18 protein-coding genes and 1 pseudogene are annotated in these 25,587 nt (G+C 43.8%); 11 read left to right on the top strand and 8 right to left on the bottom strand.

The window, feature by feature from the left end; genetic code table 11:
- Positions 1-10: 10 nt before the first annotated feature.
- Positions 11-1,030 (top strand): COX15/CtaA family protein, encoded by a 1,020-nt coding sequence (locus tag BCT11_RS19320; protein WP_038865339.1) that lies wholly within the window; start codon positions 11-13, stop codon positions 1,028-1,030.
- On the top strand, positions 1,023-1,937 hold the full coding sequence (gene cyoE, locus BCT11_RS19315) for a heme o synthase (RefSeq protein ID WP_038865341.1): 915 nt from the start codon (positions 1,023-1,025) through the stop codon (positions 1,935-1,937). Before BCT11_RS19320 ends, cyoE begins: the two co-directional genes overlap by 8 nt.
- Before the next feature lie 486 nt (positions 1,938-2,423).
- Here cyoE and BCT11_RS19310 read toward each other — a convergent pair whose 3' ends face one another.
- Positions 2,424-3,404 carry an OmpA family protein gene (locus BCT11_RS19310; protein ID WP_038865343.1) on the bottom strand — a complete coding sequence of 327 codons (981 nt, stop codon included), beginning with the start codon at positions 3,402-3,404 and terminating at the stop codon, positions 2,424-2,426.
- A gap of 460 nt (positions 3,405-3,864) precedes the next feature.
- Between BCT11_RS19310 and aroG the strand changes: the two genes are divergently transcribed.
- The 3 genes from aroG (at position 3,865) to BCT11_RS19295 (ending at position 8,055) form a co-directional block, all read left to right on the top strand.
- Positions 3,865-4,917 (top strand): 3-deoxy-7-phosphoheptulonate synthase AroG, encoded by a 1,053-nt coding sequence (gene aroG, locus BCT11_RS19305; protein WP_038865345.1) that lies wholly within the window; start codon positions 3,865-3,867, stop codon positions 4,915-4,917.
- A 184-nt stretch (positions 4,918-5,101) separates the two neighbouring features.
- The gene (locus BCT11_RS19300) at positions 5,102-6,274 is read left to right on the top strand and encodes an MFS transporter (RefSeq protein WP_102389014.1); all 1,173 of its coding nucleotides are present in this window, start codon (positions 5,102-5,104) and stop codon (positions 6,272-6,274) included.
- Positions 6,275-6,492: 218 nt separating this feature from the next.
- Entirely contained in the window at positions 6,493-8,055 is a 1,563-nt protein-coding gene (locus BCT11_RS19295; protein ID WP_102389013.1) for a PAS domain-containing methyl-accepting chemotaxis protein, read from the top strand.
- 115 nt (positions 8,056-8,170) lie between these two features.
- Here BCT11_RS19295 and tkt read toward each other — a convergent pair whose 3' ends face one another.
- Together tkt and tal are read right to left on the bottom strand one after the other, a co-directional pair.
- Entirely contained in the window at positions 8,171-10,162 is a 1,992-nt protein-coding gene (gene tkt, locus BCT11_RS19290) for a transketolase (protein ID WP_102389012.1), read from the bottom strand.
- Positions 10,163-10,241: 79 nt separating this feature from the next.
- Positions 10,242-11,192, bottom strand: coding sequence for a transaldolase (gene tal, locus BCT11_RS19285; RefSeq protein WP_038873776.1), 951 nt, complete (start codon positions 11,190-11,192; stop codon positions 10,242-10,244).
- A gap of 464 nt (positions 11,193-11,656) precedes the next feature.
- On the opposite strand from tal, the gene BCT11_RS19275 reads away from it, so the two are divergent.
- Both BCT11_RS19275 and BCT11_RS19270 read left to right on the top strand, forming a co-directional pair.
- Positions 11,657-12,658: a sugar-binding transcriptional regulator gene (locus tag BCT11_RS19275; protein WP_038873779.1), complete on the top strand. Its 1,002-nt coding sequence runs from the start codon at positions 11,657-11,659 to the stop codon at positions 12,656-12,658.
- 126 nt (positions 12,659-12,784) lie between these two features.
- Positions 12,785-14,080 carry a glycoside hydrolase family 18 protein gene (locus BCT11_RS19270; RefSeq protein ID WP_102389011.1) on the top strand — a complete coding sequence of 432 codons (1,296 nt, stop codon included), beginning with the start codon at positions 12,785-12,787 and terminating at the stop codon, positions 14,078-14,080.
- Between the two features lie 66 nt (positions 14,081-14,146).
- Here BCT11_RS19270 and BCT11_RS19265 read toward each other — a convergent pair whose 3' ends face one another.
- From BCT11_RS19265 to BCT11_RS19245, 5 genes are all read right to left on the bottom strand, one after another.
- A complete protein-coding gene (locus BCT11_RS19265) occupies positions 14,147-16,438 on the bottom strand; it encodes an EAL domain-containing protein (protein WP_102389010.1) in 2,292 nt (763 codons plus the stop codon).
- A gap of 21 nt (positions 16,439-16,459) precedes the next feature.
- Positions 16,460-17,290, bottom strand: coding sequence for a sulfurtransferase (locus BCT11_RS19260; RefSeq protein WP_102389009.1), 831 nt, complete (start codon positions 17,288-17,290; stop codon positions 16,460-16,462).
- A 55-nt stretch (positions 17,291-17,345) separates the two neighbouring features.
- Entirely contained in the window at positions 17,346-17,645 is a 300-nt protein-coding gene (locus BCT11_RS19255; RefSeq protein WP_102389024.1) for a hypothetical protein, read from the bottom strand.
- A 151-nt stretch (positions 17,646-17,796) separates the two neighbouring features.
- Positions 17,797-18,270 (bottom strand): hypothetical protein, encoded by a 474-nt coding sequence (locus BCT11_RS19250; protein WP_045407789.1) that lies wholly within the window; start codon positions 18,268-18,270, stop codon positions 17,797-17,799.
- A gap of 12 nt (positions 18,271-18,282) precedes the next feature.
- Positions 18,283-20,397: an LruC domain-containing protein gene (locus BCT11_RS19245; protein ID WP_102389008.1), complete on the bottom strand. Its 2,115-nt coding sequence runs from the start codon at positions 20,395-20,397 to the stop codon at positions 18,283-18,285.
- A 663-nt stretch (positions 20,398-21,060) separates the two neighbouring features.
- On the opposite strand from BCT11_RS19245, the pseudogene BCT11_RS19240 reads away from it, so the two are divergent.
- The 4 genes and pseudogenes from BCT11_RS19240 to BCT11_RS19225 all read left to right on the top strand — a co-directional run bounded on the left by BCT11_RS19240 (position 21,061) and on the right by BCT11_RS19225 (position 25,530).
- A pseudogene (locus BCT11_RS19240) lies at positions 21,061-22,493 on the top strand (aldehyde dehydrogenase family protein).
- Positions 22,494-22,508: 15 nt separating this feature from the next.
- A complete protein-coding gene (locus BCT11_RS19235) occupies positions 22,509-23,426 on the top strand; it encodes an acyl transferase (RefSeq protein WP_038873077.1) in 918 nt (305 codons plus the stop codon).
- A 35-nt stretch (positions 23,427-23,461) separates the two neighbouring features.
- Positions 23,462-24,529 (top strand): alkanal monooxygenase, encoded by a 1,068-nt coding sequence (locus tag BCT11_RS19230; protein WP_038873080.1) that lies wholly within the window; start codon positions 23,462-23,464, stop codon positions 24,527-24,529.
- A 26-nt stretch (positions 24,530-24,555) separates the two neighbouring features.
- Positions 24,556-25,530, top strand: coding sequence for an alkanal monooxygenase (locus BCT11_RS19225; RefSeq protein WP_102389007.1), 975 nt, complete (start codon positions 24,556-24,558; stop codon positions 25,528-25,530).
- The last annotated feature ends 57 nt before the right edge of the window (positions 25,531-25,587 follow it).

The raw sequence follows: 25,587 nt of genomic DNA, 5'->3' as shown, positions 1-25,587 counted from the left end.
AGAGAGTGATATGGCGTTAGAACGTTTAGTTAAGTTCAGTCTTTGTCTTACCCTCGTTGTCATTATGCTGGGCGCATACACACGCCTTGCTGATGCAGGTTTAGGGTGCCCAGATTGGCCGGGATGTTACGGTCAACTACTCGTTCCTCAAACCGATGCTGAAGTTTCTCGAGCGAATGCGTTATTTCCAGAACGTGCAGTGGAGCACGGAAAGGCTTGGCTGGAGATGATTCATCGTTATTTTGCGGGCACCTTAGGGCTCGTAATTTTGATGATGGCGATTGTTGCCGTTAGGGCTGAACGTGTTGATGCGACGATTCCGATTCTACTCTGCGTCTTAGTTATTGGTCAGGCAGCATTGGGAATGTGGACCGTAACTTTAAAACTCATGCCAGTGATTGTTATGTTGCACCTACTGGGCGGATTTACATTGCTTGCTCTCCAAGCGGTGTTCTATTGTCAGATTAAATCTCAGAACAGCCTCTACTTTTCGCCATCTTCAAAAAACGTGAGAACCTTTTCCTTGATCGCTTTTGGCGTAGTGTTAACACAGGTCCTGCTTGGTGGTTGGACATCATCCAACTACGCTGCTCTTATGTGCACCGCTTTACCGATTTGTGAGGGGAACTGGACCAGTTACTTATCTTGGAAAGAGGCGTTTTCTTTCTGGCAAACAGGGTTTGATAACTATGAGTTTGGTGTTCTAGATTACCCAGCTCGAATGACAATTCATGTCAGCCATCGTATTGGTGCCATCATTACTGCATGTGTTGTGCTGATTTACTGCGTATTACTATTAAAACAAGACTCACACCATTCTCAGCGCTTGGGTGTATGGATTGGCTTAGCTTTGGTTTGCCAAATCCTATTGGGCGTAAGCAATGTTGTGTTCCAACTTCCTATCTATGTGGCAGTTGCGCACAATTTAGGCGCAGCGGTCATGCTTTCACTTATCTGTGTTAGTCAGTTCTACCTATGGCAGGGTAAAGCTCGTTGGAGTCATCAAGCGAAAGGAGTTCGCTATGAGTAAAGAAATCGCGTTACCGCTAGAAAGTGGTAAGAAGAAGCTCGGTTCAACTTATTTAAAACTAACAAAGCCCAAAGTCGTTGCGCTTATGTTGATTACCGCCATTGTCGGAATGAGTTTAGCGCCGGTGGCCAGTTTTCCTTGGCTACAAGCGGCGATTGGCCTTATCGGAATTGGCTTAATGGCTGGCTCCGCGGCAGCGTTTAATCACCTCATTGATCGCCGAATTGATGCGCGAATGGCTCGAACTCATAAGCGTCCTCTGCCTTCTGGTGACACGAATCCGTTATCAGTCGCGTTGTTTGCTGTTACGTTAGGTGTTGTTGGCTTCGTACTTCTGTATGCACTGGTTAATCCGTTAACAGCTTGGATGACGTTTTTAAGTTTGTTGGGTTATGCGGTGGTTTACACCATGTATCTCAAACGCGCTACTCCACAGAACATAGTGATTGCGGGGATTGCGGGCGCAATGCCGCCTTTGTTAGGCTGGACAGCGGTTACTGGCGAATTACATGCCAACGCGTGGCTGCTTGTGATGATCATTTTCATATGGACTCCACCCCATTTTTGGGCATTGGCAATACATCGGGTAGAAGATTATCGAAAAGTGGATATCCCGATGTTGCCTGTCACTCATGGTATTGAATACACCAAAACTTCGATCCTTCTGTATACTGTGTTGTTGACGTTAGTTTGTATATTACCGGTCCTAGTCGGCATGGTCGGCTTTGTCTATCTATTCTCCTCTTTATTACTCAATGCGGGCTTTGTGTACCACGCGTGGAAGCTGAAGTTTTCTCCACAGCCTAATAGTGCGATGGAAACGTTCAAATTCTCTATCTACCATTTGCTTGCTCTGTTCGTTGCACTATTAGCTGACCATTACTTAGGCTCATTGTTCTCTGTGTAAAACTCTTCTTCTAACGACTGACTGACCGCACCAATCTTCGGTGCGGTGGTACTTCTACTACGTTGTCGACTTCTTATGTAGGCCAGCTACATAAGAAGTCTTTGTCTTGTATAAACAGCAAACCATTCTTTGCAAAAAGTTAGCCCGAAAGGTCAATAGAACCTAAAAAAAGAATATCGAAAAGAAAGCTCTAGACCGTCTTGACAGTATAAGTTCGTTTGGAATCGAGGTGAGAGATAAAGAGTGTTTAGGGTTGTTTAAGTCTTGAGTTGTTCAGGCGGCAAAGCTGTTCAAGAAGAAGGTTTTAAAATGGTTTGAGTGTGTCGCTTGGATAAGATCTAAGCGTTAAGTTGTGGAAATGGTTAAGGCTAGAGAGCTATGTGGTGCCTGATTAATGTCGTTAACATGAGACGCATAAAGCGAGGAATTGAAGCAAGTAAAAAGGGATGCCGAAGCATCCCTTAGACTAAATCAGAGTAGGAACTCTTATTCAGGTTGAGACAGTTCTTCGTATTGGAACTCAGGTACATGTACCACAACACGACGGTTCTGTTCGCGACCTTCATGAGTACTGTTGTCAGCTACTGGATCTTCTTCACCCATACCAGTTACTGTGAAGCGATCTGCATCGATACCTGCTGCGATTAGGTAATCAGCAACCGCTTGAGCACGACGCTCAGACAGTTTTTGGTTGTAAGCTGCTGGACCAGAGCTATCTGTGTAACCAGTAATTTCAACTTGAGCTTGTGGGTATTCGTTCAAGAAATTAACGAAGTTATCTAGACGCTCAGACACTGAATCAGTCAGTGTTGCACTGTCGAATTCAAACGTACCTGTACCGTACTCTTCTTGGTGCGTCTTCGTCATCATTACTGGTTCTTCTTCCATCACCTCTTCTGTTACTACTGCCGCTACAACTGGTGCTGCTGCGAATTTGTAGTTAACACCGATGCCGAAGAAGTTAGCATCCATATCATCTAGAACGTCGTCTGAGATGTCTTGGTAGCGTTGGTATTCCGCACGAACGCTCCAGTTACGGTCAATGGTGTATTCAGCACCAAGTGAACCTGTAGGCACGATGTCTTTTTCGTCACCAGAAATCATGTAAGCACCACCAACTTTCGCGAATAGGTTCCACGTGTCGTTTAGATGCCAGTTGAATTTAGGTGCAAGTGTTAGTGCCCATAGATCGCCGTCGATAGTATCTACAGCATTAGCCCCTGACTTGAAGTTAGCTTTGTAGTCACCCAAGTAATCAACGCCATACTCAAGTGCAATGATATCGGTGAAATCGTAACCGATGTGCATTCCGGCACCGAAAGCATCATCATCACAAGGGCTGTTTAGATAACAAGCATCATCTAAAGTAGTCATGCCTACTTTGCCCCCGATATACATCTCAGCATGAGCAGAGCTCATTAAACCACCAGCTACCACTGCTGCTACTGCAATTGCTACTTTGTTCATAATGTTTCCTTGTATTGATTGCATATTAACTTCTACTTTGTTTTAACAATTTGAGTAAAACTAGGTAGTTATAAGAAATTAGTTTAATAGTCATTTAATTTAACATCAAGCAACAATATCTTAGATCTTGCTACACTTTTAGTCGCGAACTCCCTCACAAACTTCTGATATTTCTTACATTGTAGACAAGATTTTTAAATTTTTAAGAAAATAACTAATTTTATTGAACTTTTTTCGTAAACTTAAATGTACGCTGTGTTTTGAAATGAACGTTAGGTGTTAATTTGCATTTTTTTAGAAAAAGTGATTGCAAGTCTACTGTGAAGTCGATAAGTTACTTCCATCGACACAATTAAATGAGCCTACAGCCCTTGTTATTGCTTGCTTTGTGAACAATGTTGCACTGAGTAAAGTTGGGTCAAAATAGTGGGTCAGGGATAGTAACTAGGAAGTAGAAGTAATGTTTCAAACTGATGATGTAAGAATTAATAAAGTAAAAGAGCTATTGCCACCCGTTGCAGTATTAGAAAAATTTCCGGCAACTGAAACTGCTTCTTCGACTACTTTTGAATGCCGAAATGCCATTCACAACATTCTGGAAGGCAAAGACGACCGTTTACTTGTCATTGTTGGCCCTTGTTCAATTCATGACCCTGAAGCGGCGGTAGAGTACGGTAAAAAGTTAAAAGTATTGCGTGATGAGCTCGGCGACCAACTAGAAATCGTGATGCGTGTTTACTTTGAGAAACCACGTACAACGGTAGGTTGGAAAGGACTTATTAACGACCCGTACTTAGACGACACATTTAAGTTAAATGACGGATTACGCATTGGTCGTAAGCTTCTTCTTGATCTGACCGATATGGGCTTACCGACCGCGAGCGAATTCCTTGATATGATCACGCCACAATACGTTGCGGATCTTATCAGCTGGGGTGCGATTGGTGCGCGAACGACAGAGTCTCAGGTTCACCGTGAACTTGCTTCTGGCCTGTCTTGCCCTGTTGGCTTTAAGAATGGTACAGATGGCAACATCAAGATCGCGAGCGATGCGATTCGCTCAGCAAGCGCTTCTCACCACTTCTTATCTGTTACTAAATACGGCCATTCTGCAATCGTAGAAACAGCAGGTAACCCAGACTGTCATATCATTCTCCGTGGTGGTAAAGAGCCGAATTATAGCGCGGCGCACGTTGCTCAAATTAAGGATGAACTGGATGCTGCGGGTCTACCTAAGAAAGTGATGATTGATTTTAGCCACGCCAACAGTTCTAAGCAGTTCAAACGTCAGATGTTGGTTTCTGATGATGTATCAGAACAGATCGCTGGTGGTGAAGACGCGATCTTCGGTGTGATGATTGAATCGCATCTTGTTGAAGGTCGTCAGGATCTTGTGGATGGTAAGGTCGCAAATTATGGCCAATCGATTACCGATGCTTGTATTGGTTGGGAAGATACTGAGACGGTTCTACGCCAGCTATCAGACTCTATTAAAGCTCGTCGAGCAAAATAAGCCAATAAGCTTGAAATGAATGAAAGCCAGCACAGCGCTGGCTTTTTTCATTTCTGAGCGCTTTGGAGTTATTGGTTGTCATAATTGCGCGTTCATTGTACTTAACCGTATGCAACTATCTCATGTATTTATGGACCAAATCCGCTACTGTATTTGCATAGATTAGAATTACTCAAGGAATGAGATGAACAGAAACGTCTGGTTACTGTCACTTTGCCAAGCTTTGCTCATGACAGGAAACATCTTACTGATTTCAGTTATTGCCCTGATCGGTAAACAAATTGCCCCGTCATCAAGCATGATTACTCTACCTGTCGCGTTGCAATTTTTAGGGTTAATGTTAGCAACGATTCCCGCTTCTTTAATTATGGGGAAACTGGGACGACGACTGGGTTTTAGCCTCGGTAACGTCATTGGTATTCTTGGTGCTTCGTTGGCGACTTACGCATTGTCACAACAAAACTTCACTCTTTTTTGTACTGCTACCTTTTTGTTGGGTATTGGCATCGGTTTTGGCACTTTATATCGGTTCGCTGCCATTGAAGTATGTAATGAATCTGCAAGGCATAGAGCAATTTCTATATCGATGGCTGGTGGCGTATTGGCGGCTGTATTAGGACCAAACTTAGCGGTTTATTCACAACAATGGTCGGATGGCGGGCTCTATATCAGTGCTTTTGCTGTTTTGATTGTGCTCTATGTTACGGCCTTAATATTGCTACAAACTATTCAGTTCCCTCCGGCTCACGCACAGTCAATTGATACTAAGCCTGATTCAATTACTGCGATCATTAGAAAGCCAAACTTCATGATTGCCGTGATGGCAGCCATGGTGGCTTATGCAGTAATGAACATTCTTATGACCGCGACACCACTTGCGATGATTGGTTGTGGTTTCGATTTCACGAGAGCGGCAGGTGTTATTGAATGGCACGTATTAGGCATGTTTGTGCCGGCTTTCTTCACCGGAAGTTTGATTGAGAAGTTTGGGGCTAAGAAGTTGATATTAGCTGGTGGCGTTTTGTTTATTGCGTGTATTGCGATCAACATGCATGGCCTTTCAATCTGGCACTTCAGCACGGCGTTGATTTTACTTGGGGTTGGCTGGAATTTTATGTTTATCGCCGCAACAAGCTTATTTAGCCAAAGTTATGAGGCTAAGAACAAAAGCAAAGCTCAGGCATTCAATGAGTTCTTTGTATTCAGTTGCGTGACGATTACTGCATTGCTCTCTGGTTGGTTGGAGTCGACGGTGGGATGGCAAAATCTAAACCTATATGTACTTCCGTTCGTTATTTTCGTGATGGTGGTGTTCGTGCTTAAAGCGAATAACGATACTCAGTCTCAAGCTGCGTAACCGTTAATAGAAATTTATAAGACCCGGTCATTATAACCGGGTCTTTTTTGTCTAGAAGTTCACATTGTTTAGATTTGCTGGTTAATTATTGTTATCTAAGTAAGTTTTTTAGGCTTGAAATGTCGCATCGGTAAGATTTTTTCTCTAGCATTTTGTAATAAAAACAACATTCGTGTATACAACCTGTCGCAATTAATAATAATTATAGAAGTCTATCTATGTCAGCCGAATCTTCTCTCAAAGCTCAAGAAACGCTCTTCTCAGAAACCGATGAATTGGTTTCTACCACAAACTTAAAAGGTGTGATCACTTATTGCAACGATGCGTTTTGCCGAATTGCTGAATACACCTCTGAAGAATTACTCGGTCAAAACCATAACATTGTACGCCATAGTGATATGCCTAAAGCGGCATTCGGCGATATGTGGACACGTTTGAAACAAGGAAAAGCTTGGCGAGGTATTGTGAAAAACAAAACTAAGTCAGGCGGTTATTATTGGGTGGATGCCTATGTAACGCCAATCTATGAAGGACACGAAGTTGTAGGTTACCAATCGGTTCGAGTGAAACCTAAGCGAGAATGGGTAGATATTGCGGCTAAAGCGTATCAGGGGCTGTTGAAAGCAGAGAAGTCTGGCAGAACTTGGTCGTTAAAGCTCAATGAAACACTGCGTTATGGCATTCTTTTAGGTGCACTTGTTGCGCCAATGACGAGCTTCGCTTTAGCTCTAGATGGTCCTCTAGCTTGGCTGGCGTCATTACTGCCTGCAGGGGTCCTGGCATTGCTTTTCCGTCAAGAACTCATTGATACGCCACAACAGTTTAAGAAACTTCAGTTGCAATACGACAGTGTAAGTCGTTTGGTGTATTCAGGTAATAAGCCGTTTTCTATCGCTGATTTTCATATCAAAATGCTGTCGGCTCGTATTCGTACGGTACTTGGTCGAATGACCGATTCAGCAATGCCATTACAAAATTGCGCAGAAGAGCTGAGTCATACTACGGCAGAAGTACTCACAGCATTGACACAGCAAAATAAAGACATTCATGAAGTTCGCGATGCGGCGGATTCGATGGAAGCGTCTGCCAATTCAGTGTCATCGAGCACCCATGACGCGCATCTATTGATCGATGACACACTGAAGTCTTGTCTAATGGTGAAAGAAACCATCGATCAAACTCATATCAATTTGTCACAGTTGAGCTTACAAGCAGAAAAAGCCACGGAGACCACTTATCAGTTGAGTGACCAAGCTCAGAAGGTAAGCCAATTGATGGAAGAGATTGGCGGGATTGCTGACCAAACTAACTTACTTGCGTTGAATGCAGCCATTGAAGCAGCAAGAGCGGGTGAACAAGGACGTGGATTTGCCGTCGTTGCTGACGAGGTGAGAGCCCTTTCAGGACGGACTTCCAATGCGACGGATCAAATTCAAGCTTCCATTGAAGCGATGCTGGCAACGATTCAAAGCTGGCAAAAAGACATTATCGCCAATAAAGATCAAACGGACACTTGCTCACAGGTCGCTGAACAGAGCGCATTACGCCTGTCTGAAGTTGAGCAAATGATGCAGAGCATGAGCGGATTAATGGTCAACGTTGCTGATTCCGCGAATAAGCAGCTCCAGTTATCTAGCGATGTGAATCAGCACATTCATTCGATTGCTTCTACCGCAGAGCAGAACTTAGCAGCGACGCACTCCGTTGAGCAAAACAGCCAACAATTGAAAGAGCAAGTACAAGACTTCTATCGAATTGCGATTCAGTTTGAAGAGAAGTAATTTGGATTAGATGCTTTAGGATTCGTTATCGATAGATAAAATAAAGCCCCGCTGCAGAGAGCGGGGCTTTTCAGTTTTCACATTCGCAATAGAGAAAACTGATAATACTAAGCGATTAAGCTAGCAGTTCTTTTGCTGTGTTTACTGCGTTTTCTACAGTAAAGCCAAACATTTCGAACAGCTGGTCAGCTGGTGCAGATTCACCGAAGCTTGTCATACCGATGATACGACCATCGAAGCCAACGTACTTGTACCAGAAGTCAGCAATGCCCGCTTCAATAGCGATACGTGCTGTTACGTCTGATGGCAGTACTGATTCACGGTAAGCCGCGTCTTGCTTGTCGAAGGTGTCTGTCGCAGGCATTGAGACAACACGTACTTTCTTACCTTCAGCCGTTAGTTGCTCAGCTGCTTTCACTGCTAGTTCAACTTCAGAACCTGTCGCAATAAGGATCAGCTCAGGTTTGCCATCGCTGTCTTTCAGGATGTAACCACCTTTCGCGATATCTGCAACTTGCTCAGCTGTACGTTCTTGTTGCGCTAGGTTTTGACGAGAGAAAATAAGAGCCGACGGACCATCTTTACGTTCAATCGCAAGTTTCCAAGCTACCGCAGACTCAACTTGGTCACATGGGCGCCATGTGCTCATGTTTGGCGTTAGGCGTAGAGATGCAATTTGCTCAACTGGTTGGTGAGTTGGACCATCTTCGCCAAGACCGATAGAGTCGTGCGTGTAAACTTGGATGTTCTGAATTTTCATCAGAGCAGCCATACGCATTGCGTTACGAGCGTATTCCATAAACATTAGGAACGTTGCGCCGTAAGGAACAAAACCGCCGTGTAGTGCGATACCGTTCATGACCGCTGTCATACCGAATTCACGTACACCGTAGTGAATGTAGTTACCAGAGAAGTCGCTTGCTTCTAGAGATTTAGAACCTGACCACATGGTTAGGTTAGAAGGCGCTAGGTCAGCTGAGCCACCCATGAATTCTGGAAGCATTTGACCAAACGCTTCTAGTGCGTTTTGAGATGCTTTACGTGATGCGATGTTCGCTGGGTTAGCTTGAAGATCAGCAATGATTGCGTTTGCTTTCTCTTCCCATTCCGCTGGTAGGTCGCTGTTTACTCGTCTCTTAAACTCAGCCGCCAACTCGGGGTATGCTGCTTCATAAGCAGAAAGTTTCTCGTTCCACGCTGCTTCCTTAGCTGCGCCTGCTTCTTTCGCATCCCACTCTGCGTAGACTTCCGACGGAATTTCAAAAGGACCGTGCTCCCAACCAAGTTGTTTACGTGTCGCTGCAATTTCTTCAGCGCCTAGTGGTGCACCATGACAGTCGTGCGAACCAGATTTATTTGGTGAACCAAAACCGATGATGGTTTTAGTACAGATCAGCGTAGGGCGAGGATCTGCTTTTGCCGCTTCAATAGCAGCATTGATTGCTTCAGCATCGTGACCATCTACTGCTGGGATAACGTGCCAGCCGTAAGATTCAAAACGCTTAGGCGTGTCGTCAGAGAACCAACCTTCAACGTGACCGTCGATAGAGATGCCGTTGTCATCCCAGAATGCGATCAGTTTACCTAGGCCTAGCGTACCAGCAAGAGAACATGCCTCATGCGAGATACCTTCCATTAGACAGCCGTCGCCCATGAACACGTAAGTGAAGTGATCAACGATGTCGTGGCCTTCTTTATTAAACTGTGCCGCTAGCGCTTTCTCAGCCATCGCCATACCAACTGCGTTAGTGATGCCTTGACCTAGAGGACCAGTTGTTGTCTCGATACCTGGTGCGTAGCCGTACTCTGGGTGACCAGGAGTTTTAGAGTGAAGCTGACGGAAGTTCTTAAGATCATCGATAGACAACTCGTAGCCTGCTAAGTGCAGTAGAGAGTAGATCAGCATAGAGCCGTGACCGTTAGATAGCACGAAACGGTCACGATCAGCCCACTCTGGGTTCGATGGGTTGTGGTTCAGGTGAGAGCGCCAAAGTACTTCAGCGATGTCAGCCATACCCATAGGTGCGCCTGGGTGGCCAGAGTTTGCTTGTTGTACACCATCCATGCTTAGTGCACGAATAGCATTAGCTAGATTTTTACGGTCCATAATAACTACCAGTCTTTCAATATTGGAATTGGAAATTGAAAGGGGAACGCAAACGTTCCCCTTTTTTAATTCTGTGTGATTACAGCTTAGCTGCGATCATGTCTTCTAGTTTGCCTTGGTCAACGGCGAAGTTGCGGATACCTTCTGCAACTTTCTCAACTGCCATAGCGTCTAGGTTGTGCTCCCATAAGAACTCAGCATGAGTCATTGGCGCTGGGCGTTCTTTCGAGCCCTTAGAGTCAACCAACTTCTCAACGACTTCACCTTCAGCCGCTTCTAGTTCAGCTAGAAGAGCAGGAGCGATAGTTAGACGGTCACAACCAGCAAGTTCTAGGATCTCGCCGATGTTACGGAAACTTGCGCCCATAACAACCGTGTTGTAGCCGTGCTCTTTGTAGTAGTTGTAGATGTCAGTTACTGAGATTACGCCTGGATCTTCAGATGCTTCGAAGTCACGACCTTCTTTCGCTTTGTACCAGTCCATGATACGACCAACGAATGGAGAGATTAGGAATACGCCAGCTTCAGCACATGCGCGAGCCTGTGCGAATGAGAATAGAAGTGTTAGGTTACAGTTGATGCCTTCTTTCTCTAGGATTTCAGCAGCACGAATACCTTCCCAAGTAGAAGCTAGTTTGATTAGGATGCGATCGTTAGTGATGCCTGCATCGTTGTACATTTTCACAAGTTGGCGAGCTTTAGCCACGCTGCCTTCTGTATCGTAAGAAAGACGAGCGTCTACTTCTGTTGAGATTCGACCTGGAATCGTTGTCAGAATTTCTTTACCGATGTTTACAGCAAGCATGTCACAAGTGTCTTGAACTTGTTGCGCTTTATCATTGCTTTGCGCTTTTGCGTACTCGATAGAAGCATCGATCAGAGGCGCGTACTCTTCGATTTGAGCCGCTTTTAGGATAAGAGATGGGTTAGTTGTTGCATCTTCTGGTTGGTACTTTTTGATTGCGTCAATTTCACCAGTGTCCGCTACTACAGTCGTTAGTTTACGAAGTTGCTCTAACTTGTTGCTCATAATCGATCATCCTATATAAATGGGCTTAAGTGTGGTTATCTGAACCACAGCTTGTGCATTTGCAAGCGAGTCGGCCAATCGTCTCATCATAATTAACGAGACATCTGCTCAACCAACTACGGAAAATTTCGGTACCGAACATTTGCTCTGAACATATGATCGGTAGCTGAGTAAATGATGTGTCCATATTTATCCTATCCATGCTGAAAGTCAATCGTAGAAGCTGACTTATAGTGAACTTCATCAACGTTTTTTTCTTGGATGTTTAGTCGTTGAACGAATTAAACGTTTGCTCTTATTGTTCAAGGCTTGAACAGTCATCTAAAAGTGATAAATCGCTACTGAGAAAATGTTATTGCAGTGAGCAAATGTAACGTTAAAATTGCTAGGTAACATATGCTAAGTCAATGAGCAGATGCTCACTACCGCATACAATGTCGATCCTCTAAAAGGGCGAGAAAACCATGAGCAGTTCTAACCAAGATATTTCTATTGAAAGCACAGACTTGTTGACGGAGATCTCCGTTGCTTATTATCAGGATGGTGCGACGCAAGAAGAAATATCAAAAAAATTCGCGATTTCACGTGCCAAAGTTGGCCGAATGCTAAAGCAGGCACGTGATGAAGGCATTGTCGAAATTACCGTAAAGTATCACCCAGTATTTAGCGCCAAAATTGAACAACGTCTAATTGAACGATTTGGTGTTAAGCGAGCATTGGTTGCGCTCGACCAGCCGAATGAAGAAGCACAACGATTGCAGGTTTCGGGCTTGGTTTCTAACTATTTAACCAGCACGCTCAAAAATGGCATGGTGGTGTCTGTAGGGCAGGGGCGAAACGTGTCTTCTGTCGCACATCACGTTGGTGTAATTACCCCGCGAGATTGTAAATTCGTGTGTGGCATCGGTGGTATTCACCCGCGTGGTGGTATGTTTAACGCCGACCATATTTGCCGACAGTTTGCGAAGAAATACGGTGGCACTTCTGAAACCTTGTACGCACCAGCTTATGCAGAAAACCGAGAGCAAAAAGTTGCGTTTATGCAAAACGCGACGGTCAAACAAACGCTAGATCTTGCACGTAAAGCTGATGTCGCTTTGGTAGGCATCGGCGATATGAGTGAAAACAGTTACATGGTTGACCTTGGTTGGTTTACTCCAGATGAAGTCGTGCAATCACGATTGATGCAAGGTGTTGTCGGAGACTTTGCTGGATATGATTTCTTTGATATTCATGGGAACGTGGCAAACACTGTCATGAGCGATCGAGTGATAGGTTTAGGGATTGATGAATTCCGCCCCATTGCTGAAGTCATCGCCATTGCTGCAGAAAACAGTAAACCTCTTGCGCTACTAGGAGCATTGAGAACTGGAGTTATTGATGTTATCGCGACGAGTGTGAGTAACGCACTTACCGTTTTGAACTTAGATGAGCAAATGCACGATAGCGAAGCATCAGAGGTTTAGCACAAATAATATGCAACTTATGTAATCAGGCTGCGAGGATTTATAGATCACTCGCAGCCTGATTTCGTTTGCAAGTTAAAAATATTCCTCAGGAGTAATTTGGAATTGATTACTCTGGAGGAAACCATGAAAAAAACACTTCTCGCAGTTGCACTATTTACGGGGTTAACTGGGGTTGCTCAAGCTGAGCAAAAGGTCGTTGCAGGCTACTTCGCTGATTGGCAATACGCGAATGCTGATAACCCATACACAGTGAAAGACATCCCAGCGGACAACCTTACCCATATTATTTACGCATTTTTAAGCATGTGTGGTCCTCATACGGGCGCGTCGGAAACGGTTCAAAAGCTCGTTGCCAAACAATGTGAAGGCAAAGAACCTTACACCGCGATTCTTGTTGATACCGAAGCCGCGCTTGAGAAAGATTTTGGCCCAGTTTCTGTCAAAGTGCCTTACAAGGGGCATTTTGCTCAACTCGCCGAGCTTAAGAAGCAATATCCTGATTTAACAATTCTGCCTTCTTTTGGTGGCTGGACCATGTCTGAACCGTTTCACGCAATGGCGAAGAACAAGCAAGCGATGGATCAGTTCTCAAAAACGGCCGTCGAGTTAATTGCTCAATACGATTTCTTCGATGGGATCGATCTTGACTGGGAATACCCAGGTGGCGGCGGTTTAACCACATCGCCTTGGAACCCTGATACCAAACTGACCGATGAGCAGAAAGCGTTAGAACGTGATGCATTCACTTATCTTGTAAAAACCATGCGTGGTGACTTAGATGCATTAGCGAAACAAACAAAACGCGAATATGAGCTTTCTACGGCAGTGGGCGTTGGTTCAAAAGCGGCAGGCATTGATTGGAAAGCGGCACAACCTTACCTAACGAATATGTTCGCAATGACTTACGACTTCCTAGGTGGTTGGGGTCAACAAACTGGACATACGACTAACTTGCACGCTACCGAACGCAGCTGGTGGGGCATGGGCGCAGATGTTTTCATTAACCAGATGATTGAACTGGGTATCCCTAGTGAGAAGTTGGTGATTGGTGCTGCTTTCTATGGACGCGGCTGGCAAGGGACTAAAGACTTCTCCGGTGATTTGCCAACACAGGATTTGGTTTCAGAACAAGGTGCGCAGTTTGGTACTGGTGAGAATGGCTATTTCATGTTCTGGGATTTGATGAAGAACTACAGTGCTAAACAAGGTTACGAATACAAATATGACGAGCAATCACAAGCTCCTTATTTGTGGAATCCAGATAAGAAAGTTTTTATTTCGTTTGAAGATCAGCGTTCAATTAAAGCCAAAGCAGATTGGGCTAAACAAGCAAAACTCGGCGGTATTTTTACTTGGGAGCTGTCTGGCGATCCGAAAGGTGAGCTCGTCGAAGTGATGTATAAAGAAATGCAAAAGTAAGCATTCGAAGGCATATTTTTCGCTGGTTTACGATGACACTAACGGAATAATGAAAACAAGCCGTTGTTATTCTGCGACGGCTTTTTCATTGCTGCTTTGTTGTGCAAATTCTATCAACGCCTCAAAAAGCAGTGGTTTGGAATAGAAGTAGCCTTGGATTAGGTCGCAACCACAAACAGCAAGCTGATCACGTTGTTGCTTTGTTTCTACACCTTCCGCTAAGACCTTCATACCAAAATTCTTACCAATGGCGATGATGTTTTGCACCATGTTGAGGGCTTTTTCATCCTCTTCGATGTTATCGACAAAGCTTTTATCAATCTTTACCTCATCAATTGGAAGGGCTTTCAGCATACTCAAAGAAGAGTAACCCGTACCGAAGTCATCTAGTGAAATTTTAAAGCCTAATTGGTGTAAGCGTTCGCAAATCGGTGCGAACTTGTCTAAATCCTCAATGAATAAGTTTTCGGTTATCTCCAACGTAATTCGATTTTGGTCAACACCATGTTTTCCAATCGATGCAAGGAGATTGTCGACGAAGTTCACCTGAATAAATTGCTTGACCGATATGTTGATCGACATTTGAATCGGTTGGTGTGAAGTTGCCATCAACCTCGCCATATCAATAAGGCTTTTTTCTATTATCAACTCTCCCAGGCGAACCATTAAACCAGAGCTTTCGGCCAAAGGAATAAATTCATTGGGTGATACAAAACCAAGCTCTTCGTCTTGCCAGCGAATCAACGCTTCCACGCCATAAACCTGCCCATTTACGTTCAGTTGAGGCTGATAAACCATAAACAGGCTTTGTCTCTCGATGGCTAGTCTTAAACGCTGTTCGATGCGCATTTTGTGCAAGTGCTTTACATGCATCTGTTGGTCAAACAAGCTGTAGGTGTTTCGCTCTTTTTTCGCTTGGTACATCGCAATATCGGCTGAGCGAAGCAGTGCATCTAGGTTGTTGCCATGGGATGGGTAAAGTGCAATACCAATGCTGCAACTGAGTAAGAATTGGTTGTCTTTAACAATGTAAGGTTCGGATAAATAAGCGATGAGATCGCTAGCAAGCGTATTGATGCTGGCTTTATCTACGAGATTGACAAGAAGGATGAACTCATCACTGGCTTCTCGGATAATCAATCGTCCTTCCGCTTCAAACGTTTTTAGGCGCTGAGCGATTTGTTTTAACACTTCGTCGCCAAATTCATGGCCGTGTGTGTCGTTGACCGATTTAAAGTTATCGACATCAATAAACATCAGAGTAAAAGGGTTGGAAGCCCCTCCTAGCCAGCGACCGATGTGGGTTCGCAAATATTCACGATTGGGCAGGAGAGTGAGGTGGTCATGGTGCGCTTGATATAAGAGTTTCTCTCGCGTCGCCAATTCGTTGTTCGCAATGGAGCGGACGAGCGCATAAAAACCAGCTTGAATGAAAATGAATACGATGGAATAAAGAGCGAATTGCTCAAAGAATCCACTTTGGATATATCTGAGATCAGTAGATGAAGAAGCCCAAAGTTTATAGTCAGGCAAATACTTTAACGTCACGAGTTGATTGATTCTAGGATCATCTGCAACAATATTTACCGCGCTCGCTAGTGACTTGACAGTATCTCGGCTCCAGCCATATTTTTTGTCTACTTGCTCAAAAACGATTGATTTTTTATGGCCATCAGCAGGATGGTTATAACTGTAAACCGTCGCCTGCTCTGCGGATGTAAACGTTAAGTAGCCATCTTCACGTACTAGGGAAACGCGATTGTGCTCGTTGGCATGAATATCATTTCTAAAGACCAAGGAAGAATTCATTTTGAAGCCTGCCGTCATTACAGCAGTGACTCGTCCCTGTTTATCACGAATTGCTTTTCTAATTGGGATCACCAATGAATCGAGAGCAGGCATAAAATACGTGCGTCCAACGACCATATGATTAGATTCAAGTGCGGCAATGAATGTGTCTTTGGTTTGCGGATTTTGATTGAGGTTCTTTAGTTTTTGCAAATCTAAGTTGGAGCTTATTGCAAGGTAATCTCCTTGAGGGTTTGTTAAACCAAATGCAGCGATTGCTGGGTGGATACTCATAAGATTGTCTAGCAGCGGACGCATCTGAAGGGAGGCGGTGCGCGTGAAGTCATTTTGCTCAACAAGCTGATGACCGACAACTTCAAGAAGGGTTTCTTGTGCTTTAAAGAGTGAATCGACCGATGAAGCAAACAGCTCCAATTGTAAGAGCTGTTTGTCTTTGTATTTATCGAGGGTGGATTCGTAGTGATAATGACCAAATAAAGAAAACAAGCCGACGCTAATTGCGAAAAGCGTTATGTACAGCGTCCAAATGTTCTTCTTTAATCCGATCATATTATTTTGATAGCTCCTAAATTAGCACTCGATAGGTAGGGATTGGTCTGCGCCCCATTCTGTCCATGACCCGTCATAAACCGATAGTTTTTGCATGCCTAGTTGATACGCTGCTAGTAACAAAATGCACGCAGTGACACCAGAACCACAACTGAAAATGATTGATTTATCATTATTTATTGTTAGTTCGCTAAATATCTGTTGCAACTCTGAATTTGGCTTAATGTGACCGTCCGTTAATAGTTCTTGAAACGGCAAGCAAACCGCATGCGGAATGTGCCCACTGCGTAGACCTTCTCGAGGTTCTGGCACTTCACCTAAAAAACGAGCCTTGGAACGAGCATCAATAATATTTGCACTTTGGTGATTTGAGTGGCCAAGAACTGCTTGGGCATCCAAAAATGCCTTTTCATCCAATTTGCCAGAAAAATCACCTAGCTCTTTGGGTTGTACAAGTGTGTCTACGACGGGAAAACCCGCGTCAATCCAAGCGGGTAAACCGCCATTCAAAACACGAACATTGTTATGCCCCATTGCTTTTAACATCCACCATGCTCTTGGTGCTGCAAGCGTGCCTGAGTTGTCATAGATCACGATGAGATCATCGTTATTCAGCCCCAACTGTTGTGCGCGGTGATTGAAGTCAGCTTCCGTTGGCATCATGTGGGGAAGGTGGGAATTCGATAAACAAAAGTTATTGTCATAATCAAAACGCTGCGTACCAGAGATCCATTGGTTCTGGACTTTCTTTGTTTCGGATGGAATTTGAAAAGCAATGCTCGCATCTAAGAGCTTAAGGTTTGGTTTACCTAAGAGTGGTTGTAATTCATTGACAGTAATCAGTGCTTGCATGTTTTGTGCTTCCTTACCATGGCATGAAGCCGTTGTATAAATGAGCAGAATAGGCTTATTCGCATTTCAAAAATGTGAGCGGCTGCTCGAAGATAGAACCTGTGGTTTGGTTGAATGTCACCGTTGAACCTACTGGGCAATTTACCGTTACAGGGACCGAGATAGGTGCTTGACCTTGTTCAGGTAAATCGATGGTTAAGTATCGGCGTTGTCCGTCAAGCGATTGAGTTAATGTATTACTTATCACCGTTGTAGTGACGGTTTGGTTTTTCTCTGATGATGTTAACCAAAGCACAAAAACTAACAGCAGTATGGTACCTGAAAAGACAAAAATGTAGGTTTTGGGGTTGTCCAACGTGTTTTCCCGCATCTTCAGTAATCCTTCTGTTTTACAATAAAAAAATCGCATGTTCAAAAGAACGATGCGATTTTTAAGTTAAAGTATGGACAATTATGCGGTAAAGCTTGTTGTTCGTACCGTTATTACCTTTCGGTTTGGTCAGAGACTACAACGTTAAGCTCGTATCACTGGTGGAAATAACTCGTCGAATTGGGTCAGTGCCATCGTAAAACCAAATCTCGACCAGTAAATCACCTTGGCTGTCAGAGATATTGAAATCAAAATCTGCTTGGCCATTGCTCAAGGGTATAGAAGCCACTTTGCTGGGGTAACTGGCTTTGTAGTTACCTGCGCCGTCTTCTTGGAAGTCCTTATACAAGCTTAAATGCGCACGTTGAGAAGAGAAACCACTGATATCGACACTAAGCGTGCCTTCTTTCACTGGGTTGTAGTTGAAGCCTTCTGGTACCACTAAATCCTGCATGGTGGTCTCTTCTTCCGGAACCGTCACTGTTGTTGGAGGTGGTGCTGGTGGTGGTGTTGAACTATCATCGTCGCTGCTACTGCCGCCTCCACCACCGCCGCCACCGCCACATGCCGTTAGTGCTAATCCCATAATGATTGTGGTTAAGTATTTCATAATATTATCTCCCTATGGACGGTTGTAGCACTTGTCGGCTGTTGGTGATTGGTGCCAGGTTTCGCTCTCTGTACCTCCAGACTCAGCCCAAGTTTGGAATGCAGGGTAGGCTTCAACCATGTCAATTCGTTCTAAAGGCCACTCCCAATCTTCTACAATAAGTAGAGCCCAAGGAAGGTAAGTGGCTGTTTTGAAGTAGTTGTTTGAGCCATTCAAACTTGCATCGACACCTCGGCCATATAAGGATGTATCGAATTGCTCAGTTGGTGCTTGTCCAGGTAAGTGCACTTCCCATTTACGACCTGGTTGGAAAGTAATGCCGTCGCCATGGTAAGTATTTGGTGTTGCAAAGATGAACGGGTCGTATGGCATATCGGTTATCGCAGAGCGATCAGAACCTTCTGTAAAGTAGATGTTGAGGGTAAAATCCAACAGTGCAGTATTGGTATCACAGTCAGATTCGGTTCTAAAGAAAGTACATCCACCGCTGCTGGCGGCGTGAACACTCATGTCTTCACCAATGATAAATATTGCTTCATCAGAGATGCTTTCCAGTCCGTTTGACGCTTGCTCAACACCATCAAATGTCAGTGTTGTCAATGAGGTTTCGATACTGCTTCGTGATACACCAGGTAATCGAATAGCAAAGCCATTTTTATAGGTGGCACCGTAAGCGACCAATTTGCCCGAGATTTTGATGTTTTCGACATGACCAGCCAACGTGGTTTCTGTGATTTGTAGGTCAACAACGACATCATTCATGTCATAGTCCGCTGTATATGGCCAGTTGTCTTCATAAGCAACGGATGCGTAATCGTCTACTGCTGGGAAGTGCTCCACAGCGTAACCATTAGCCGTTATTGTGATTGGGTGATCTTCCACCTCGCCTGATGTTGAACCACCATCATAATTAAGGTCAGTTTGTTGACTAAAACGGAAACGACTCCAGCTTGAACCGGCGGTCGCAGCGGTAGAAACAACAAATGGAAGGGAGTTGCTACCCGCAGCGAGAAGCTCATTGGTGAAGACTTGCTCGCCATCATCATCAAAGTCACCATCGCGGTTCCAGTCAAACCAAGCGGATAGATAGCCTGTTGTTGATGCGGTTACTTCGACAACGGAGCTCAAACCAGGATCGAGTGCTGCAACAAAACCAACGCCATCTTCATCGGCAGCACCAACTGCGTTGTCGTCTGCTTGCCCATCAGAATCCCCGTCTGGACCAACAGACCCGAGCCAAGTAACGTCATCGACTTCGTGACGTGGACCATTTGAAGCAAGCGTTGTACTGTAAGTGTCCGGTGCGTCACCAAAGTCGATCGGATCGTCTTCGTCAATCACAGGCGCATTGGCACATCGAGCACCGTCATTTTGGCTTGAACTTGGGCCGTTAGAAACAAACTCGACCGCAGGAACAATGCCCGCTGCGATATTGGCTGCGTTGTCTTCCGAAAGGTCAACACGATAGATTTTGCCATCTTGGTTACGTGACACGTAGTAGTTGCCGTTTACATCAAAGTAGCCAGCACCAAATGTGCCTAACTCGCCTGTATCACCTATCGCAGTCGTATTACCATTCGATGGGTTGAACTGGTACAGCACTCCAGAATTATTGTCGATGCCGTAAAGGGAACCGTCGCCTGGATGGAATGCAAAGTCGGTTAGGTTCACCGTTGCTGTTGAACTAATTTTCACGATGCTCAATGTCGCATTTGGATCAGAATCGAGTGGAGAAAGGTCAATGGAGAAAAGTCCTTTGCCTTTGCGGTACAAGTAGTAGACGTGGTTGTAAACGTCACCTACGTAAAACGTGTGGTCGGTAGGAAGACCAGAAACATCAAGCGTCTCTGCTTGGAAGTCTTGACCAAGACGAACAATCTTTTTATTTGTGGTGTCGTAGCCGTAGATATAACGGTCAGTGAAGTTAAAGCCTACACCGTTAATGCCCGAAGCCAAACCTGTGTCGTCCTCTAAAAGAGTCGTAGAACCTGTAACCAAATTGACGCCATAGATTTGAACCGGGGTTGATTGGAATAGGTATGCTTTGCTTGGGCATGTGTCAAATGGCGCCGCTTGTGCATGAGCGCTCGCTATTAGAGACCCAAGTAGTAGTGATGTCCTTTTCATAATTCGCCCTCTCATTGGTTCGTGATATATGCAATGAAAGGAATGTGCCAACTTTTAAGCTATTGATATATAAGAATTAAGTTTTCCGCTTTTTGCAATTTCTAATCTGAAAGTCAAAATGAAAATTTAATTGATGTCGATTTCTGAAAATTTAAAACCACTCTGGGGCAATCGTTAAATGTAGCGATGCTTAAGTTTAGGTTTTAATGCGTGGCGGGGTAATTTTGAACAAACTTTCTACCTAAACCCCTTTTTTATGCATGGTCTTTGCGGTGTGTATGGTGTGATTTTGTGTATCTAATTTTATAGATTATGCATTGTTTTGCATATTTTCCATATGTACTTATGTTTAAGCGCCTGAGCTAACTTGGCCTAGATTGCTTTACAAGAAAAGATTCTAATTAAAGTATGTTGTGTTTATGCATGAGTTAATGGTTATCATTATCAAATATTTGATGAGTCTAACAATAGAAACAACTGAAATTTATAACCTATTTAAATGTTATGAATAACTATAATCAATATAAACTATAATGCCATCAGTTTATATAAAACCTAATTAGTTTGATTGATGTAATATTATTTGTATTTTGATATGAAAGTTCTTTCAATCTCAAATTCTAAGAACTAATGTTTTTCCAAATTAGAAGGAGAGCTTTTGATATGGAAAAACACTTACCATTGATTATAAATGGTCAAATAGTTTCTACTGAAGGAAAAGGTTATGAGATCACTTTTGAAGAAAAAAAGTAAAGATAGATTTTCTGAACCATGAAATTTTGTCACAAATACTTCATTATGACTTTTTGAGTGATCTAAATGTAAATAATATTATCAATTTTCTTTATACAGTGGGTCAACGTTGGAAGAATGAAGAATATTCAAGAAGAAGGGCATATATTAGGACTCTAATTACTTATTTAGGTTACTCGCCACAAATGGCGAAGTTAGAGGCAAATTGGATCGCGATGATTCTCTGCTCTAAAAGTGCCTTGTACGACATTATTAATACAGAACTTGGGTCTGCTCATATTCAGGATGAATGGTTGCCTCAAGGAGAGTGCTATGTAAAAGCCTTTCCGAAAGGACGAGTCATGCATTTGCTTGCGGGTAATGTCCCTCTCTCTGGTGTGACATCGATATTGCGCGGCATCTTGACCAAGAATCAATGTATCGTTCGAATGTCGGCTTCTGATCCGTTTACTGCCCATGCGCTAGCAATGAGCTTCATTGATGTGAACCCAGAACACCCGATTTCCAAGTCACTCTCCGTCGTCTATTGGCCCCATAAGGCAGATACGACAATTGCGGAAGAGCTAATTAGTCATATGGATGCAGTTGTTGCTTGGGGCGGGCAGGATGCAATTGATTGGGCCGTTAAGCATTCGCCTTCACACATTGATGTTTTGAAGTTTGGTCCTAAAAAAAGTTTTACCATTTTAGATGAACCGACCAACTTAGATGAGGCCGCTTCCGGCGTCGCTCATGATATTTGCTTTTATGACCAAAATGCTTGCTTCTCTACTCAAAATATATATTTTTGTGGGAATAACTACGAAGCTTTTAAAGATAAGTTAGTAGAAAAACTATGTCTTTATGAAAATATACTCCCTAAGTCCAAGCAAAGTTTTGATGAAGAGGCTTTATTTTCCTTTACTCGGCTAGAGTGTCAATTCTCAGGTCTCAATGTTATATCGGAACCAGATAATAAGTGGATGATTATAGAATCAGAAGCTGGTGTTGAATATAACCATCCTTTAAGTCGTTGTGTTTATATTCACAAAATAAACAAGGTTGAAGATGTTGTTGATTATATCGCTAAGCATAAAACTCAAACAATTTCGTTTTACCCTTGGGATGCATCAATTAAATACCGAGATATATTTGCTCAAAAAGGTGTTGAGCGAATAGTTGAATCCGGAATGAACAATATATTTAGAGCAGGCGGCGCACATGATGCGATGCGACCACTACAACGTTTAGTTCGATTTGTGTCTCATGAAAGGCCATATAGTTTCACCACCAAGGATGTATCTGTAGAAATAGAGCAAACCCGATTTCTTGAAGAAGATAAGTTCTTGGTTTTCGTCCCTTAAATAAGGAAATTTATAATGAAAAACCAATGCAAGACTATTTCTCACGTGCTGAGCGTGAATAATGGTCAGGAAATTCATGTCTGGGAAACACTACCGAATGAAAGTGTGCCCCAAAAAAATAATACCATTCTTATTGCTTCTGGGTTTGCCAGAAGAATGGATCATTTCGCAGGTCTCGCAGAATACTTGTCTGAAAATGGGTTCCATGTTTTCCGTTATGACTCACTTCACCATGTCGGTTTGAGTTCAGGTACCATCGATGAGTTTACGATGACCACCGGAAAAAACAGTTTATGCACGGTCTATCACTGGCTGCAACAAAAGGGCATGTCGAACATCGGCCTCATTGCGGCAAGTTTGTCAGCTCGTGTGGCGTATGAGGTCATTGCTGATCTTGAACTGTCTTTCCTCATTACTGCTGTTGGTGTCGTTAATCTGCGTGACACACTGGAAAAAGCACTTGGGTTTGATTATCTCAGCTTACCTATCGATGAGCTGCCAAACGATCTTGATTTCGAAGGGCACAAGCTTGGCTCTGAAGTGTTTGTTCGAGATTGTTTTGAACATCACTGGGATACATTGGAATCTACGCTTGCCAAGGTGGCCAATACGTCCGTTCCGTTAATTGCTTTTACTGCCAACAACGATGATTGGGTAGAGCAAGAGGAAGTGTACGGTATGCTCGGAAAGATCAGTAGTGGCAATTGCAAACTGTACTCCCTGCTTGGGAGCTCCCACGACTTAGGTGAGAACTTAGTCGTCCTCCGCAACTTTTATCAATCCGTGACGAAAGCCGCGATCGCGATGGATGGCGGTCGTTTAGAAATCGATGTTGATTTTGTCGAGCCTGACTTCGAGCAGCTCACCATCGCGACGGTCAATGAGCGCCGTCTAAAAGCAGAAATCGAAAGTCGCTCGCCAGAAATGGCTTAACGCTTACCCGTTACACCAATAAATAAGGAAACGTTATGAAATTTGGAAATTTCCTTCTCACTTACCAACCACCTGAGTTAGATCAGACAGAAGTGATGAAGCGATTGGTTAATCTTGGCAAAGCCTCTGAAGGTTGTGGTTTCGATACCGTTTGGCTACTAGAGCATCATTTTACCGAGTTCGGGTTATTAGGTAACCCATATGTGGCTGCCGCGCACTTACTTGGTGCGACTCAAAACCTTAATGTTGGTACCGCTGCGATTGTATTACCAACGGCACATCCTGTTCGACAAGCTGAAGACGTGAACTTGCTTGATCAAATGTCGAAAGGGCGATTCCGCTTTGGTATTTGTCGCGGGTTGTACGATAAAGACTTTCGTGTATTTGGTACTGACATGGATAACAGCCGTGCGTTGATGGATTGTTGGTATGACTTGATGAAGGAAGGTTTTAACGAAGGCTACATGGCGGCAGATAACGAGCATATCAAGTTTCCCAGAGTCCAACTGAATCCAGCAGCACATACTAAAGGCGGAGCTCCAGTTTATGTGGTAGCAGAGTCAGCATCGACAACGGAATGGGCAGCACAACGCGGTCTACCGATGATTTTAAGTTGGATCATCAACACGCATGAAAAGAAAGCCCAGCTCGATCTTTACAATGAAATCGCGGCGGAGCATGGCTACGACGTTACCCAAATTGACCACTGCCTGTCTTACATTACTTCGGTTGATCATGACTCAGAGAAAGCCAAAGACATTTGCCGAAACTTCCTTGGCCATTGGTATGACTCTTACGTGAATGCCACCACCATTTTTGACGACTCCAATCAGACCAAAGGGTACGACTTTAACAAAGGCCAATGGCGCGATTTTGTTTTGAAAGGTCATAAAGACACGAATCGTCGTATTGATTACAGCTACGAAATCAATCCAGTAGGCACGCCTGAAGAATGCATCGCAATTATCCAGCAGGATATTGATGCTACGGGCATCAACAACATTTGCTGCGGCTTTGAAGCTAACGGTTCAGAAGAAGAAATCATCGCATCTATGAAGCTCTTTCAATCTGATGTGATGCCATACCTCAAAGAGAAACAGTAATAATTATTTTCGATAAGGAAAGGGACATGAAATTTGGATTATTCTTCCTCAATTTTTTGAACTCAAAACGCTCTTCAGACCAAGTCATTGAAGAGATGTTAGATACCGCTCATTACGCTGACCAACTTAGCTTTGATACTGTTGCTGTGTATGAAAATCATTTTTCGAACTATGGAGCCGTTGGGGCACCGTTGACGGTTGCGGGTTTTTTACTTGGTATGACTCAACATCTCAAAGTCGCTTCTTTGAATCATGTCATCACCACTCATCATCCTGTCCGCGTTGCCGAAGAGGCTTGCTTGCTTGATCAAATGAGTGAAGGGCGCTTTGTTTTTGGATTTAGTGATTGCGAAAAAAGTACTGATATGCGTTTCTTCAATCGTCCGACCGATGCGCAATTTAAGGTGTTTGAAGCATGTTATGAAATCATCAATGATGCTTTTTCAACGGGTTATTGCCATCCAGACAACGATTTTTTCAGTTTCCCAAAAATTTCTGTAAATCCACATGCTTATACCGAAGGCGGTCCCGCTCAGTTTGTGAATGCCACAAGTAAAGAAGTGGTCGAATGGGCAGCGAAGCGAGGTCTCGCCCTTGTGTTTAAGTGGGATGACTCCAATGCACTACGCCAAGAATACGCGATGCTCTACAACGATATTGCAAACGAACACGGTGTGGATATTGCGAGCGTACGTCATAAGCTGACTCTTTTAGTCAACCAGAATCCTGATGGTGACAAAGCAAGAGCAGAAACGCATGAGTACTTAGCAGAGTATGTTCGCGAATCTTACCCAAATAGTGACTTCTCCACAAAAATGTTCGAATTATTGTCTGAAAATGCAATTGGTACTTATGAAGAAAGTACACAAGCAGCACGTATCGCAATCGAATGCTGTGGTGCTTCTGATGTATTGATGTCATTTGAGTCAATCGCAGATAAGACGCAGCAAAGAGCGGTCATCGATGTTGTGAATGCCAATATTGTGAAATACCACGCTTAAGATCATACCAACGCATAAAGGGGCTACATTGACGCCCCTTTCTCCATCTCTATGCGC

Source organism: Vibrio sp. 10N.222.52.B12, from assembly GCF_002875385.1.
GTDB classification, from domain to species: domain Bacteria; phylum Pseudomonadota; class Gammaproteobacteria; order Enterobacterales; family Vibrionaceae; genus Vibrio; species Vibrio jasicida.
The sequence above is the reverse complement of the archived record's forward strand: the minus strand, read 5'-3'. Positions and strand labels throughout refer to the sequence as shown.